Source organism: Acinetobacter sp. ANC 4654 (assembly GCF_002135425.1).
In the GTDB taxonomy this organism is placed as follows: Bacteria; Pseudomonadota; Gammaproteobacteria; order Pseudomonadales; family Moraxellaceae; genus Acinetobacter; species Acinetobacter kyonggiensis.
Genome location: NZ_NEGL01000001.1, coordinates 492,372 through 507,187, shown reverse-complemented (window position 1 = coordinate 507,187; position 14,816 = coordinate 492,372). Strand labels below are relative to the sequence as shown.

The 14,816-nt window shown below is 39.5% G+C and carries 13 protein-coding genes, 2 tRNA genes and 1 other RNA gene; 12 read left to right on the top strand and 4 right to left on the bottom strand.

Annotation, left to right across the window (positions count from 1 at the left end):
* Position 1: 1 nt before the first annotated feature.
* The 3 genes from B9T24_RS02365 to B9T24_RS02355 all read left to right on the top strand — a co-directional run bounded on the left by B9T24_RS02365 (position 2) and on the right by B9T24_RS02355 (position 822).
* On the top strand, positions 2-265 hold the full coding sequence (locus tag B9T24_RS02365) for a YfhL family 4Fe-4S dicluster ferredoxin (protein WP_086164321.1): 264 nt from the start codon (positions 2-4) through the stop codon (positions 263-265).
* Positions 266-291: 26 nt separating this feature from the next.
* Positions 292-674, top strand: an RNA gene (rnpB, locus tag B9T24_RS02360) — RNase P RNA component class A.
* 71 nt (positions 675-745) lie between these two features.
* Positions 746-822 (top strand) — tRNA-Met (locus B9T24_RS02355).
* A gap of 380 nt (positions 823-1,202) precedes the next feature.
* Here the strand turns inward: B9T24_RS02355 and B9T24_RS02350 are convergent.
* Positions 1,203-1,610: a hypothetical protein gene (locus tag B9T24_RS02350; RefSeq protein WP_171264821.1), complete on the bottom strand. Its 408-nt coding sequence runs from the start codon at positions 1,608-1,610 to the stop codon at positions 1,203-1,205.
* A gap of 178 nt (positions 1,611-1,788) precedes the next feature.
* Between B9T24_RS02350 and B9T24_RS02345 the strand changes: the two genes are divergently transcribed.
* Positions 1,789-1,865 (top strand) — tRNA-Met (locus B9T24_RS02345).
* 91 nt (positions 1,866-1,956) lie between these two features.
* On the opposite strand, the gene B9T24_RS02340 is transcribed toward B9T24_RS02345, so the two are convergent.
* The gene (locus B9T24_RS02340; protein ID WP_228145676.1) at positions 1,957-2,982 is read right to left on the bottom strand and encodes a hypothetical protein; all 1,026 of its coding nucleotides are present in this window, start codon (positions 2,980-2,982) and stop codon (positions 1,957-1,959) included.
* Entirely contained in the window at positions 2,975-4,600 is a 1,626-nt protein-coding gene (locus tag B9T24_RS02335; protein WP_086164320.1) for an NAD+ synthase, read from the bottom strand. The genes B9T24_RS02340 and B9T24_RS02335 overlap by 8 nt, the downstream gene beginning before the upstream one ends.
* 258 nt (positions 4,601-4,858) lie before the next feature.
* Between B9T24_RS02335 and B9T24_RS02330 the strand changes: the two genes are divergently transcribed.
* From B9T24_RS02330 to B9T24_RS02315, 4 genes are all read left to right on the top strand, one after another.
* Positions 4,859-5,332, top strand: coding sequence for a type IV secretion protein Rhs (locus B9T24_RS02330; RefSeq protein ID WP_086164319.1), 474 nt, complete (start codon positions 4,859-4,861; stop codon positions 5,330-5,332).
* Between the two features lie 208 nt (positions 5,333-5,540).
* The gene (locus B9T24_RS02325; RefSeq protein ID WP_143223726.1) at positions 5,541-6,497 is read left to right on the top strand and encodes a metal-dependent hydrolase; all 957 of its coding nucleotides are present in this window, start codon (positions 5,541-5,543) and stop codon (positions 6,495-6,497) included.
* A gap of 42 nt (positions 6,498-6,539) precedes the next feature.
* Positions 6,540-7,388 carry an SDR family NAD(P)-dependent oxidoreductase gene (locus tag B9T24_RS02320; protein ID WP_086164318.1) on the top strand — a complete coding sequence of 283 codons (849 nt, stop codon included), beginning with the start codon at positions 6,540-6,542 and terminating at the stop codon, positions 7,386-7,388.
* A 13-nt stretch (positions 7,389-7,401) separates the two neighbouring features.
* Entirely contained in the window at positions 7,402-9,000 is a 1,599-nt protein-coding gene (locus B9T24_RS02315) for a flavin-containing monooxygenase (RefSeq protein WP_228145675.1), read from the top strand.
* A 73-nt stretch (positions 9,001-9,073) separates the two neighbouring features.
* On the opposite strand, the gene gltA is transcribed toward B9T24_RS02315, so the two are convergent.
* On the bottom strand, positions 9,074-10,351 hold the full coding sequence (gltA, locus tag B9T24_RS02310; RefSeq protein ID WP_004651294.1) for a citrate synthase: 1,278 nt from the start codon (positions 10,349-10,351) through the stop codon (positions 9,074-9,076).
* Positions 10,352-11,358: 1,007 nt separating this feature from the next.
* Between gltA and sdhC the strand changes: the two genes are divergently transcribed.
* Genes sdhC through B9T24_RS02290 form a run of 4 tightly spaced genes read left to right on the top strand, consistent with a single transcriptional unit; the run spans position 11,359 to position 14,758 of the window.
* Positions 11,359-11,757, top strand: a complete 399-nt coding sequence (gene sdhC, locus B9T24_RS02305) for a succinate dehydrogenase, cytochrome b556 subunit (protein WP_086164317.1) — start codon at positions 11,359-11,361, stop codon at positions 11,755-11,757.
* On the top strand, positions 11,757-12,122 hold the full coding sequence (gene sdhD / locus B9T24_RS02300; protein WP_086164316.1) for a succinate dehydrogenase, hydrophobic membrane anchor protein: 366 nt from the start codon (positions 11,757-11,759) through the stop codon (positions 12,120-12,122). The genes sdhC and sdhD overlap by 1 nt, the downstream gene beginning before the upstream one ends.
* A gap of 12 nt (positions 12,123-12,134) precedes the next feature.
* The gene (sdhA, locus tag B9T24_RS02295; RefSeq protein WP_086164315.1) at positions 12,135-14,033 is read left to right on the top strand and encodes a succinate dehydrogenase flavoprotein subunit; all 1,899 of its coding nucleotides are present in this window, start codon (positions 12,135-12,137) and stop codon (positions 14,031-14,033) included.
* 14 nt (positions 14,034-14,047) lie between these two features.
* On the top strand, positions 14,048-14,758 hold the full coding sequence (locus B9T24_RS02290; protein WP_086164314.1) for a succinate dehydrogenase iron-sulfur subunit: 711 nt from the start codon (positions 14,048-14,050) through the stop codon (positions 14,756-14,758).
* Positions 14,759-14,816 lie beyond the last annotated feature (58 nt).

Here is a 14,816-nt window from a genome sequence, read left to right as displayed (position 1 = left end):
CGTGTCTTTATATATTACTGATGAATGCATCAATTGCGATGTCTGTGAGCCTGTTTGCCCCAATGAGGCTATTTTTATGGGTGAAATCATTTATGAAATTCATCCCAATTTATGTACTGAATGTGTTGGACATTATGATCAACCACAGTGCCAATTATTTTGTCCAGTCGATTGTATTCCGCTCGATCCAGAGCATATGGAGTCACAAGATGAGTTGATGGATAAATATAAAAAACTGATTGCTCAAAAAAGCACAAGCAATTAGTGCTGAAGTTTGATAAGATGCGCCCCGAAGTGAGCTAGACGATCGCTGCTGTGGAAATCTCCGTGATTGAAGCAGGGGAGGAAAGTCCGGGCTTCATAGGGCAGGGTGCCAGGTAACGCCTGGGCGGTGAAAGCCGACGGCAAGTGCAGCAGAGAGTAGACCGCCATCTTTGCAATTTCCTTTCGGGGAAACCAAGAGAGATGGTAAGGGTGAAAGGGTGTGGTAAGAGCGCACCGCGTGTCTGGTAACAGTTCACGGCAAGGTAAACCCCACCAGAAGCAAGACCAAATAGGAATCCTGAGGCACGGCCCGTGCTGGATTCGGGTAGGTCGCTTGAGCGTACGAGTGATTGTACGCCTAGAGGAATGATCGTTCACGACAGAACCCGGCTTATCGGCTCACTTCACTAATTTTTTACAATTATTGTGCGATATTTCTTGACAAAAGGTTGCTTGAAATAGATAATATGCGCACAGTTTTGGCTATGTAGCTCAGTTGGTTAGAGCACCGCACTCATAATGCGGGGGTCACAGGTTCAAATCCCGTCATAGCCACCATTTTCATAGACCACGTTTCTAAAAACGTGGTCTTTTTTTATGCTTAAAATTTAATAAATAAGTTTAATTTATTGAGTAACTATATAAAAAATTAAAAAACTCAAATTTAAGTATGCACCCGCCAGTGATGCTGGTATTGCTATGGACTACATATCAACTTAAACATGATTGTTGATTGTTGATTGTTGATTGTTGATTGTTGATTGTTGATTGTTGATTGTTGATTGTTGATTGTTGATTGTTGATTGTTGATTGTTGATTGTTGATTGTTGATTGTTGATTGTTTCCTGTAAATGAGTCAATTAAAGTTATTCAGGCTTTTGGCTTAGTGCAAGATAAGTCTAAATAAAGCCATCATAATCAAGTGGATTTTTAGCGGACTATTCACATTGTACTGAGTTTAGATCAATTGTTATTTTTTGGCGTTCTTGGTTGTAGGTATCTAAAATCTGCTGTTTTTGATCATGATCAAAAATTTGGTTCTGCAATTGCTTTATTTTATGCTCGGTGAGGTATGGTTGAGCACAGTGCATGGCAATCATATTTTCTTTAATGATTTGAATTCTTTGTTCTTCCGATTTGTTTTCAATTTGATATAGCTTTTGCTGTGTCTTGCTTAGTTGTACTAAACTGCGCTTTTGTTGCATGCTGAGCAGTTGATGATTGTTGATCCATTTGGCTACATCCATTCGTACACCGTTATAATCTACAAAAAGAGGTGAGATGACTTGGCAACCTGAGATAATAAAGATGATTAAGCCTAAGCATGCTAATTTGAATTGATTCATGTTTTCTCTGTTTGGTTAGATTTTTAATTGAGAAGGTATTGTGAAAAATAACATGAATAAAAGAAGGTTTTGTTTAAAATTTAACTAAAAGCTTTTAAATTGTTTAAAGTATGAACATTCGAAAAACAAAGGACTTGACGCTACTCGTGTAAATTTAGATAATGCGCGCACAGTTTATGGCTATGTAGCTCAGTTGGTTAGAGCACCGCACTCATAATGCGGGGGTCACAGGTTCAAATCCCGTCATAGCCACCATTTTAAAAGACCATGCTCTCAGCATGGTCTCTTTTTTTGTGGGTCGAAAAGTGGAAATTGGTTTGTTTGGAATGAGATAGCCAGACAAAAATTACATATTATTTTCTATATATTGCTGTATAAAGTGATGCGTGGTTTCACTGAGATAAAAAGGTGAAATGAGTTCTTTTACAATCCCGTCTAATAACCCTTGTTGTTCCAAAGCTTGCAGGGTGTAGGGTAAAAAGCGCAATGCTTCCTGATGTAAATCAGCTTCATCTAGTCCTACAGACTGTAATAATTCTTGTAAGTTATATTCCGCAAAATAGTCATAAAAACAAGCAACCACATCTAAAATAACGTGTTGTAAATAGTCTGCTTGTCGTAACTGTCGCCATGTTTCATACACCAAGATGAAAAACTCCTCAAAGTCGATTGCTTGAAATTGAGAGAAGGTTTCTTTGAGTGTTCTTTGTTTAATATCATCCCATAAGTGTAGGCTAATATCGGCAAGCTCTTCATTGGGTAATAAAATGATATTGCCCAACTGTTTGAGCAATGCCTGAGCGAGTTGCTGCTCAAGTTTGAGTTCAATATTTTGTTGTTGGTCTTGAATAAAGCTGAGTATTTTAGAACCTAAACCATGGTCATGTGTATTGAGCTTACGCAAATGATCAAGCCAAGGAGTATTACTTTCTAGAATCTGATTTGCAAGCTGTAAACTCACGTGTTGTATTTGTGGGTTATGTAATAAGTTCGCTTGGATGTAATGACGTAGCTGATCTAATTCAAGGATCTTGGACATCCATAATTCAAATGATTCGTCGGAAAATAGCGCATTCATTTGAGTGTTGCTGTTGATCGCAAGCTGATGAATTCTTTGTGCAATCACACCAATAAATTCTAGAATTTCTGCGCCTAAATTTAATTCAAACGCATATTTTTGAACCACACCTTGTAATGCTTCAAGTTGAATGAATTGTTTTAATAGAATTTGATCTGAATGGCTGTAAATGTGATGAACAAATTTTTCGATGTATGGATTATTTTGTTCTGATAATAATTGTTTTTTAATAAAGCGAGTTTGCTCAAGCATAAGCGCTTGAGCAAACTGTTGAGCGAAGTCAGGCTTAGACACCTGCTATCCATCCATTAGCGATTGGATAGCGACGCTCGCGGCTAAATGCACGTGAGCTGATACGTGGTCCAATCGAACCTTGACGACGTTTGTACTCGTTACGGTCAACTAGGCGAATCACTTTTTCAACCACCTCTTTTTCAAAGCCTTTGGCAATGATGTCATCTTGGCTCATATCTTCTTCAATATAAGCATAAAGAATGGCATCTAGAATGTCATAAGGCGGTAGAGAGTCTTGGTCTTTTTGATCTGGACGAAGTTCTGCAGAAGGTGGGCGAGTAATCACGCGTTCAGGAATGACGGGTGTTTCTGAAATGCTGTTACGATATTTTGCCAATTCAAATACGATGGTTTTATACACATCTTTGAGTACTGCGTAACCACCTGCCATATCACCGTATAGTGTGCAGTAACCCACAGCAAGTTCTGATTTGTTGCCTGTAGACAAAACAAGATTACCGAATTTATTCGATAAGGCCATGAGCAATGTGCCACGTGCACGTGCCTGTAGGTTCTCTTCAGTGGCATCAGCAGGGCTATTGCCAAAGAATGGATATAGTGTGTGCATGAAGCTGTTTACAACTGGATTGATTTCGGCAATACCAAATGTTACACCCATGTTTTTGGCTTGTGCTGCGGCATCTTCAATACTGATTTGAGCGGTGTAAGTATAAGGCATCATGACGGCTTGTACTTTATCCGCACCAATGGCATCAACAGCGATTGCCAGTGTTAATGCTGAGTCAATGCCGCCAGATAAGCCGAGAATGACACCTGCGAAACCAGAACGTTGAATATAATCACGCGTCGCTAACACCAAGCCTTGGTAGATTTCAGCCATGGTCTCTAAAACTGGAGTAATGCTAGTTACTTTAAAGGCTTTTTGTTCAACTTCATATTCAGCGTAATACAGATCTTCTTTAAAGCTTGGCGCTTGTAAAGCAGTAGTCCCATCTTGATTGATCACAAAGCTGGTGCCATCAAAAATGAGATCATCTTGACCACAAACTTGATTGGTATAAACCAAGTTAACATGCAATTGTTTTGCAAGTTCACCCATAGTAGTCAGTCGATGCTGAGGTTTACCCACTTCGTAAGGTGATGCATTTAAAACTAAAATTGTTTCAACATTAAGTTGCGAGAGTTGATGCACCGTATTAAGCGACCAAGCATCTTCACAAATCAGAACACCGAATTTATGACCTAAATATTCAAAAACAAGGTGTTGTTGACCTTCGCTAAAATAGCGTTTTTCATCAAATACACCATAGTTTGGTAGGTTTTGCTTGTTGTAAATACCCAGCACCTGACCATCTTTCATGACCGCTGCTGCGTTATAGCGTTGACCGTCTTCTGTTTGGTTGACAAAACCAAAGACCACAACAATATCTTTTACTTGGCTAAGCAGCTCAAATGCTTTTTGTGTGCGTTTAGCAAGGCTCGGGCGAAGTAATAAGTCTTCCGCAGGATAGCCTACGGTTGAGAGTTCAGGGAAGATGATTAAATCAGCTTTTTGTTTTTTCGCTTCATTTATCTGCTCAAGCATCTTTTGAGCATTTGCTTCGATATTGCCAATATGCGGAGAGAATTGTGCAAGGGCAATTTTAAAACTTTTCATTCCAACTTAATCCTATACCTATAGGGATATATACACAGACTTTTGATTTATTATGGCTATTAGTTCAACGCTGTATACGTGACGATAAACAAATAGATGTTTAATCAATAATTAGCAATTGGATACTATATACGAATTGCGGCATTTAATGAGAGAAAAACAAAAAAAAATCCGAATTAAGACAAAAAATTACAGCGTTAATGAGAGAATAGTCAAGTGAAGAATGTGTGGTGATTGCCAGATCAGATGACATGACTTATGAAATCTATATTAAATAATTTAAATCAATTACTTGAAATTAAAAGCCGTCAATTAACGCAGGCTGAAAAACAGCTTGCCAAGTCTGTTTTTGGTGCGCATTTAGAGTTGGATGCTATTCGGATTGTGGCGCATCGTGGCGTCATTAAAAATTATGCCATCAGCCCGAATGGTAATGTTTATTTTAATCCTCAAAACTGGTGTGAAGACTTCTCAACGCGGTCTTTACAGCAGCAGTCATGGCTGATTCATGAGCTCACCCATGTTTGGCAAATTCAGCAAGGCTTATCTGTCGTTCGGAAAGCAATATTCAATCGTCAATATGATTACATTTTAGAGCAAGGCAAACTGTTTTTACAGTATGGCATTGAGCAACAGGCGCAGATGGTTCAGGACTATTTTATGAAAAAAGCATGTGGGCAAGAGTGTCAGGCTTATGAAGCCTGTATTCCGTTTTTGTCTCATAAAGCATGATTCTGTCCTGAACTGCTAAATTGCGCTAAAAATTGTTAGACAAGCAAATCTAAAGTCATAATTTGCTAATCAGTTGATGTGAATTGCTAATGGCATACAGGATGGTATCGCTTAATTTTTCTACAAGGTTTGGTTTTTATTTTTAAGTTGTCAGCAGAATTACCCTTAAAAATAAAAGTTGCTCAACATAGGAAAATAAGGTGTCGCCATGTCATTTGCACAATCTATAAAAGCTACATTTGCAAAGAAATTTGCAGCTGCACCCTTTAGCTTAGATCAACAATCTCCCATTGTACCTATTCGTCATATGAAGTTTGATTTCGATCCTCAGCAGATTGATTACAAGTTTTATATGAATGCCGAATTGGCCAGTGCTTATTTTGCATCATTGTCGATTTTTCTCACCTATGGTGAGGACTTGGTGATTGATACTGCACGTTACCATCGTAATTTGATTCAAGATCCGCTACTAAAGCAACGTGTGACTTCGCTGATTGGTCAAGAGGCATTGCATTCTAAATTACATGAAGAATTGAATGATGCCTTTTTACAAGTTGATTTGCCCGTGAAATTGTTTCGTACTTGGGCAGGTTGGGTCTTTGATTATGGTTTTAATCGCTTACCACAACCGATGAAATTATCATTGATGGCGGCAATTGAGCATTTTACTGCTGTTTTAGCTGAATATATGATGAATCATGAAGATATCTTTTTTGAGTCTCAAGATGAAAAACAGCGTGCGATTTGGATGTGGCACATGTTGGAGGAGTCAGAACATAAAGATATTGCTTTCGATGTCTTTCAGACTTTGTCGAACAACTATGCGTTACGTATTGCTGGGTTTTTCCCCGCGCTGATTACGATTTTAGTGCTGATTTCAGTTGCATCGTTACTGGTTCCTTTTTATCGCAATCCTAAAAATTTGATCAGTTTGAGTTATTGGCAAGATATGCGTCGCAGTGTTGGGCTGATTTTTGGGCTAAAAGATGGTGTTTACGGCAGCAGTATTCAGCATATTTTTGATTATTTACGTCCTGATTTTCATCCGAATGATCATGATACTTCGGCATTTCTTGCTTATTACAAACAGCGTTTACTTAATCCTACCGATGGTGTATTGGCAGCTTATTTTGTCAAGGAGTTTACCCCAGCACTAAAAGTTTAAAAAATAAAACTTAAATAAAGACAAAATAAATGGAATAAAAATATGGCTATTTTTTCAAAAAAGTTGGCACCTACAAAAAATGCCTATGCTGTGGTCACAGGTGCGGGAAGTGGTATCGGGCGTAGTTTTGCTGTGGAGTTGGCGAAGCGTGGCGGCACCATTGTCTGTGTGGACATTAACTTAGATGCGGCCGATGAAACGGTGCAGATGATTAAAAGTCTCACCTCGGCAGAAGCTTTTGCTGTGCAATATGATGTAGGAAATCAGGATCAAGTAAAAGCTTTGGCTGATCAAGCCGAGCAACTGATGAATCATCCCGTAACCTTGTTAATTAATAATGCTGGCGTGGGTTTGGGTGGGAAATTTGATGAAGTCTCACTGGAGGATTGGCAGTGGTGTATGCAGGTTAATTTATGGGGCGTGATTTATGGTTGTCACTACTTCGTGCCTAAATTTAAACAACAAGGTTATGGCGCGATTATTAACGTGGCTTCTGCGGCAGGCTTTACTGCGGCACCTGAAATGACTGCTTATAATGTGACTAAATCGAGTGTATTGGCGTTGTCGGAAACGCTTTCAGCAGAATTACGTCATGCAAATATCAGGGTGAATGTGCTTTGTCCAACCTTGGTGCCGACCAATATTATGAAAAATGGACGCTTACCGAGTCATTATTCGGAACAAGCCGATGATTTATTGATGAATCATGCTTTTACCACCAGTGATCAAGTGGTAATTAAAACACTGAATAATTTAGATGTAGGTCGGCTTTACACCATTCCTCAACCTGATGCAAAATTGTTCTGGTTGATGAAGCGTACTGCACCCAGCTTATATGCGAAACTGCTTGGGATGGGTTATCCAATCTTTAGTAAATACATAAAAAAATAAGAAGGTTAAGAGAATGAATATTAAAACCGAACTTGATGTCGCTTTAACAAATGATGATGCAACGATACTACAAAACTCAAAACCAGTTATAGCGAAACCCACTAAAAAGCGAACCTCAGCTAAAGCTAAAAACACAGCAGATCATAATGTACAGCTGCCTAGCCATGTGTATGACACGATCGTTGTGGGGGCTGGAATTTCTGGAATTGCTGCTGCGGTAAAACTCAATAAAGCGGGTTATGATAATTATATTGTGATTGAAAAAGCGGATCGTGTCGGCGGAGCGTGGCGTGAAAATACCTATCCCGGGTGTGGTTGTGATGTGCCATCTGCATTGTATTCATTCTCATTTGCACCGAGTTATAAATGGAGCCATTTATTTGCCAAGCAACCTGAAATTTTAAGTTATTTAGAAGAGGTTACAGAGCAATTCGATCTCCAGCAAAAAATCGAATTTAATAATGAACTCATGAATGCAAAGTGGGATGAAGAAAAACATGAGTGGCAGCTAGAAACCAAAAAAGGGACTTATCAGGCCAAAACTGTGATTTTTACCACGGGTCCGATTACTGAGCCTTCCATGCCTAAACTTAAAGGAATTGAAACCTTTAAGGGGGAAATGTTTCATTCTGCACGATGGAATCATGACTATGATTTAACCGCTAAAAAAATTGCGGTGGTTGGAACGGGGGCATCAGTCATTCAGTTTGTGCCGCAAATTCAACCTTTGGCGAGTGAATTGTTTATCTTTCAGCGGACTGCACCATGGGTGTTACCTAAACCTGATTTTCCATTGGGTGAAAAAGGCAAGCTTTTGGTGCAAAAAATCCCAGCAATTCAGCAGAAATGGCGTGGGGTGGTTGCGAGTTCATTAAATATTATTAACTTTGGTTTACGTAATCCCAAAGTTTTAGAACCAGTTAATTTTCTGAGTCGGAAATTATTAAGTTGGCAAATTCCAGATTTACAATTACGTAAAAATGTCACGCCTAATTTTTCGATTGGTTGTAAGCGTTTATTGTTTGCCAATAATTATTATCCTGCATTGCAAGCAGACAATACGCATCTTATTCCATATGGTTTGGTTGAGGTGGAAGGTAATACGCTTATTGCTGCCAATGGTGAGCGACATGACGTGGATGTGATTATTTGGGGCACGGGTTTTGAGGTGTCTCATCCACCAATTGGAAAGCGTGTCAGCAATGCTCAGGGGCAGTTACTTGCAGATTTGTGGAAAGACAGCTCCCCAGAGGCTTTTTTAGGCACCAGTATTGAAGGTGTGCCAAATGCCTTTCTGGTACTGGGGCCAAATATTTTAGTCTATGATTCATTTATTGGTATTGCAGAAGCACAGCTGGACTATATTGTTAGCGCTTTGGTGAAAATGAAAAGTCTGAAATTTATTCGTTTTGAAATAAAAAAAGAAGTGGTACGCAAACATAATTTTAGGTTGCAAAAGCAGCTACAAACCACTGTATTTAATAGTGGTGGCTGTAAAAGCTATTACTTAGATGCGCATGGGCGTAACTTTGCTGCTTGGCCTTGGTCGTTGGGTAAGTTAAAACAACAACTAAAAGAAATGAATTTACAGCACTACGATATTGTTCATTGATGAATGGTGGATATATTTTGTACATTAAAAAACCACCCAAAAGGGTGGTTTTTTAATCTTTAACTCTTAAGAATTAACGACCTGCGATGTCACGTTGAACTTCACCAGTGTAAAGTTGACGTGGACGACCGATTTTGTAAGGGCCGCTGTGCATTTCTAACCAGTGGCTGATCCAGCCAACTGTACGTGCAAGAGCGAAGATTACCGTAAACATTTCTGTTGGGATACCAATCGCTTTAAGGATGATACCTGAGTAGAAGTCTACGTTCGGGTATAAATTACGTTTAATGAAGTATTCGTCAGACAACGCAATACGTTCAAGTTCCATTGCAAGCGCAAGTTGTGGATCGTTAATACCTAGCGCGCTAAGTACTTCGTCACAGGTTTCTTTCATTACTTTTGCACGTGGATCGAAGTTTTTATAAACGCGGTGACCGAAGCCCATGAGTTTAACTTCTTTAGTTTTTACTTTTTCCATGAACTCAGCAACATTTTCTACAGTGCCGATTTCATCAAGCATCTTAAGAACAGCTTCATTCGCGCCGCCGTGAGCAGGGCCCCAAAGTGCCGAGATACCCGCAGCGATACATGCGTAAGGATTAGCACCAGTAGAACCAGCTAAACGTACAGTCGATGTAGACGCATTTTGTTCATGGTCAGCATGAAGCGTAAAGATACGGTCCATTGCTTTAGCAAGAATAGGATTAACTTTGTAATCACGATCTGCAGGAGTTGCAAACATCATGTATAGGAAGTTTTCAGCGTAGCTTAAGTCGTTACGCGGATACATGAATGGCTGACCGACTGTGTATTTGTAGCTCCATGCAGCAAGCGTAGGAACTTTAGCAATCAAACGGACTGCTGTAATTTCACGGTGATCAACATTTTCAATGTCTAAGCTGTTGTGATAGAACGCAGAAAGCGCACCCACTACACCAACCATAATCGCCATTGGATGAGCATCACGACGGAAACCATTGTAGAAGCGGCTAACTTGGTCATGAACCATCGTATGGTTACGAACCTTAGCATCAAACTCTACTTTTTGTTCGGCTGTTGGAAGTTCGCCGTTTAACAATAAGTAGCAAGTTTCTAGGTAGTCTGCTTTAGTTGCAAGTTGGTCAATCGGGTAACCACGGTGTAAAAGAATACCTTTGTTACCATCGATGAATGTGATTTTAGATTCACATGCAGCTGTTGCCATAAAACCAGGATCAAAAGTAAAGTGACCTGCGGCCAACACATCTTTAACGTCGATTACATCTGGGCCCAATGTGCCGCTGTAAATTGGTAATTCAATTTCTTTGCCATCAAGCTGTAAAACGGCTTTTTTGCCAGTTGCGTCAGACATTTAATCGATCTCCTGTCCTGGTGATTGTTTTATCCGACTCGTAGTACTCATCTTTATAATGCGCGAATCAGATGGATCAAAAATTTGCTATAAGATTAGTGAGTACTGAAATTTTGTCAATTATACTTATGGATAAAACTGATGCCCTCGCAGAGGTTTAGTTTATCGTCCCTAAAATAAAAAATGAATAAAATCACAGCACCGACGCGCTATAATAAGTGAAATTATTCGCTTGGTGCAGAAAAAAATATAAATATAGCTTTAATTGTAAATGTTTATAAAAAAATACGGGTTCAATTTTTTGAACAAATGGTGCTAATCTCTTTTTACGAAATTTATCTAATTTTCATAACTTACATTCATTTTTGTTCAAATAATATTTCATTTTATTGCTTTATTTGGCATTAAATTCGAATGCATTTACTGTGTTTGATTGGTTAAAAAATGACTCATTGAGAATTGTGAATTGATTAAAAGTTAATCAAAATGCGTCATTTTTTGCAATTTTTTTAAGTTTAAATTCATTCGCAGGCATAGTCTAATCATATTTATTTGTAGCTAAGTTATTATTTCATTTGGTTATATATCTAAATTATCTTTAAAAATAAATAGTGAACATTTTGATAGGAAATGCAAGTCCTCCCATGTAAATGAAAGCACATAGATATAGAGTGGATATTTTAAATATCTTTAGTCTAAATTATAGTGGTGCATAGAGGTCACTAAAAGGGTGTAGTCGGGGTGGTTTACTTATAAAAACCAAGGGTATAGCTATGGATTAAAGCTAAATTATTGGTTTATATAGGATGTTTTTTATTGTTAATGATTCTTGTTTATAGGTTTTTATTCAAAAAGCAGTCTTTGATTGTTTGTATTTTGATAGTTGACGTTTTATAATTCAGTGTCGTTTTAAGTTTAGGCGTTGCTGGAGATAGCAATTACCTAAAAATGCTAGCTTTCCTTCGAATTAATTCCAACAAACTCCGGATGGAGTTTTTACTTACAGGATGCCCGCTGTGAAAAGCAACAGACCTGTCAATTTGTCCATGGGTCAAGTTTTAGAAGTAAACTTAAAATCCCCTGTGGCTATTGCATCAATTCTACACCGACTTTCTGGTGTCATCGTATTTTTACTCGTACCAGTACTTTTGTGGCTTTTAGACAAATCATTGTCTTCTGCTGAAGGTTTTGCTCAAGTTCAAGCAATCTTTGGTAGCTTCATTGTGCGCTTCATCGTATGGGTATTTGTAGCTGGCTTAATTTTCCACTTTATTGCAGGTGTTAAGCATTTACTTGCTGACCAAGGTATTGCTGAAGAACTGCAAAGTGGCCGAGTAGCATCTACTATCGCATTAATTTTGTCTGCAATCGGTATTGTTGCAGCATTTGTATGGATCGTACTCTAATGAAAAGTGCTACTGGTTTTTCGGGTTCAGGTTCTCGCGATTGGTTTATCCAGCGTTTGAGTGCTGTTGTACTGGCTGTTTATACCGTTGTGGTATTTGGTTGGATCCTGTGTAATGGTGGATTCAACTTTGAACAGTGGTATGGCTTTATGATGACATTACCTATGAAGATTTTATCTTTATTGGCAGTCTTATCTCTAGTTGCGCATGCATGGATTGGTATGTGGCAGGTATTCACGGATTATGTGACTACTCGTCAAATGGGTCCTTCAGCTTCAGGTTTACGCCTTGTGCTGACTTCAGCAGTAATTGTTGCTGTATTTGCATATGCAATCTGGGCAATCCAGATTTTTTGGGCGAATTGATAGGAAAATGTCATGGGCGCTATAACCCCTAAAGAAGATTATTCAAATATTCCAAGCCAAGCTTTCGATGCTGTTATCGTTGGTGGTGGTGGTTCTGGTATGCGTGCTTCATATCAACTTGCTCAAGCAGGTTTGAATGTTGCAGTGCTGACGAAAGTATTCCCAACACGTTCACACACTGTTGCGGCGCAAGGTGGTATTGGTGCATCTCTTGGTAACATGCAAGACGATAACTGGCATTATCACTTCTATGACACAGTAAAAGGTTCTGACTGGTTAGGTGACCAAGATGCAATCGAATTTATGTGTCGTGAAGCACCAAAAGTGGTTTATGAACTAGAACACATGGGTATGCCATTTGACCGTAATGCAGATGGTACAATCTATCAACGTCCGTTTGGTGGTCACTCTGCAAACTATGGTGAAAAGCCAGTTCCACGTGCATGTGCTGCTGCTGACCGTACAGGTCACGCGCTTTTGCATACGCTGTATCAAAGCAACGTGAAAATGGGTACACAGTTCTTCGTTGAATGGATCGCACTTGATCTGATTCGTGATGATGAAGGTACTGTAATTGGTGTAACGGCAATTGACCAAGAAACAGGTAAAATTGCGGTATTCCAAGCGAAAGCAACATTGTTTGCAACGGGTGGTGCGGGTCGTGTTTACCGTGCATCAACCAATGCTTATATCAATACTGGTGACGGTCTTGGTATGGCGGCTCGTGCAGGTATTCCATTACAAGATATGGAATTCTGGCAGTTCCACCCTACGGGTGTTGCGGGCGCAGGTGTTTTGTTGACAGAAGGTTGTCGTGGCGAAGGTGCAATCCTTCGTAACAAAGACGGCGAGCCGTTCATGGAGCGTTATGCACCAACTTTGAAAGACTTGGCACCACGTGACTTCGTATCACGTTCAATGGACCAAGAAATCAAAGAAGGTCGTGGTTGTGGTCCTAAAGGTGATTATATCCTTCTTGATATGACACATTTGGGCGCTGATACGATTATGAAGCGCTTACCATCAGTATTTGAAATTGGTAAGAAATTCGCAAACGTAGACATCACCAAAGAAGCGATTCCTGTTGTACCAACAATCCATTATCAAATGGGTGGTATTCCAACCAATATTCATGGCCAAGTTGTTGTTCCTGAAACTGCAGAAACTGTCGCTTTAGAAGCAGGCTATGATCAAGCAACTGATACTTATAGCACCAACAATACTGATCGCAATTATGTAAAACCTGTTAAAGGTTTCTATGCAATTGGTGAATGTTCTTGTGTGTCTGTACATGGTGCGAACCGTTTGGGTACAAACTCACTGCTTGACTTGGTGGTATTTGGCAAAGCGGCTGGTGAACATATTATCGACTACGTGACTAAACATCACGGCGAAGACTATACGCCAGTTCCAACGACTGCATTGGTTAACACCATGAAGCGTATTCGTCATCTTGATGATTCAACTTCAGGTGAAAATGCACAAGACGTTGCAGATGCAATCCGTGACATCGTACAAGACCATGCTGGTGTATTCCGTACTCAAGCATTGCTTGACGAAGGTGTGAAGCAAATTCTTGCAATTGAACCACGTGTACGCAATATCCACTTAAAAGACAAATCTAAAGTATTTAACACAGCACGTGTTGAAGCGCTAGAAGTTGAAAACTTATACGAAGTCGCTAAAGCAACGTTAATCTCTGCTGCAGCTCGTAAAGAATGTCGTGGTGCGCATACAGTGGTTGATTATGAATTGCCTGCGGATCATCCGACATACTCTTATGGTCGTCGTGATGATGAGTGGATGAAACATACTTTATGGTATTCATCAGACAACCGTCTTGAATACAAACCAGTACGTTACAGACCATTGACTGTAGACGCTATTGAACCTAAACCGCGTACATTCTAATTAGGAGAATAAAGATGAGTAGAGGCACTCGTACTTTCGAAATCTACCGCTATGATCCTGATAAGGATAAAGCACCGTACATGCAAACTTTTAAACTTGAATTGACTGATAAGCACCGTATGTTGCTTGATGCGCTTCTTGCTTTAAAAGTACAGGATGAATCATTAACATTCCGTCGTTCATGCCGTGAAGGTATTTGTGGTTCGGATGGTGTGAATATTAATGGTAAAAATGGTTTGGCTTGTTTGTGGAATTTGAACGATTTACCTGAAAAAATCGTAATTCGTCCACTCCCTGGTTTGCCAGTGGTTAAAGATTTGGTTGTCGATATGAACCAATTCTATACTCAGTATGACAAAATCCAGCCATTCCTAATCAACAACCAGCCATCTCCTCCAAAAGAGCGCTTACAGTCTCCTGAAGAGCGTGAGCATTTGAATGGTTTGTATGAATGTATTCTTTGTGCGTGTTGTTCAACTGCATGCCCATCATTCTGGTGGAACCCTGATAAATTCTTGGGTCCTTCAGCATTGTTGAATGCATATCGTTTTATCATCGATTCACGTGATACAGCAACTCAAGACCGTTTATCGCGTCTTGACGACCCGTTCTCGTTGTTCCGTTGTAAAGGGATTATGAACTGTGTATCAGTTTGTCCTAAAGGTCTAAACCCAACTAAAGCAATCGGTCACATCCGTAATATGTTGTTAGATCAAGCGGGCTAATCTGCATCCGTTAAAAAAAGCACACCATAATGGTGTGCTTTTTTTATGCTTTTAATCT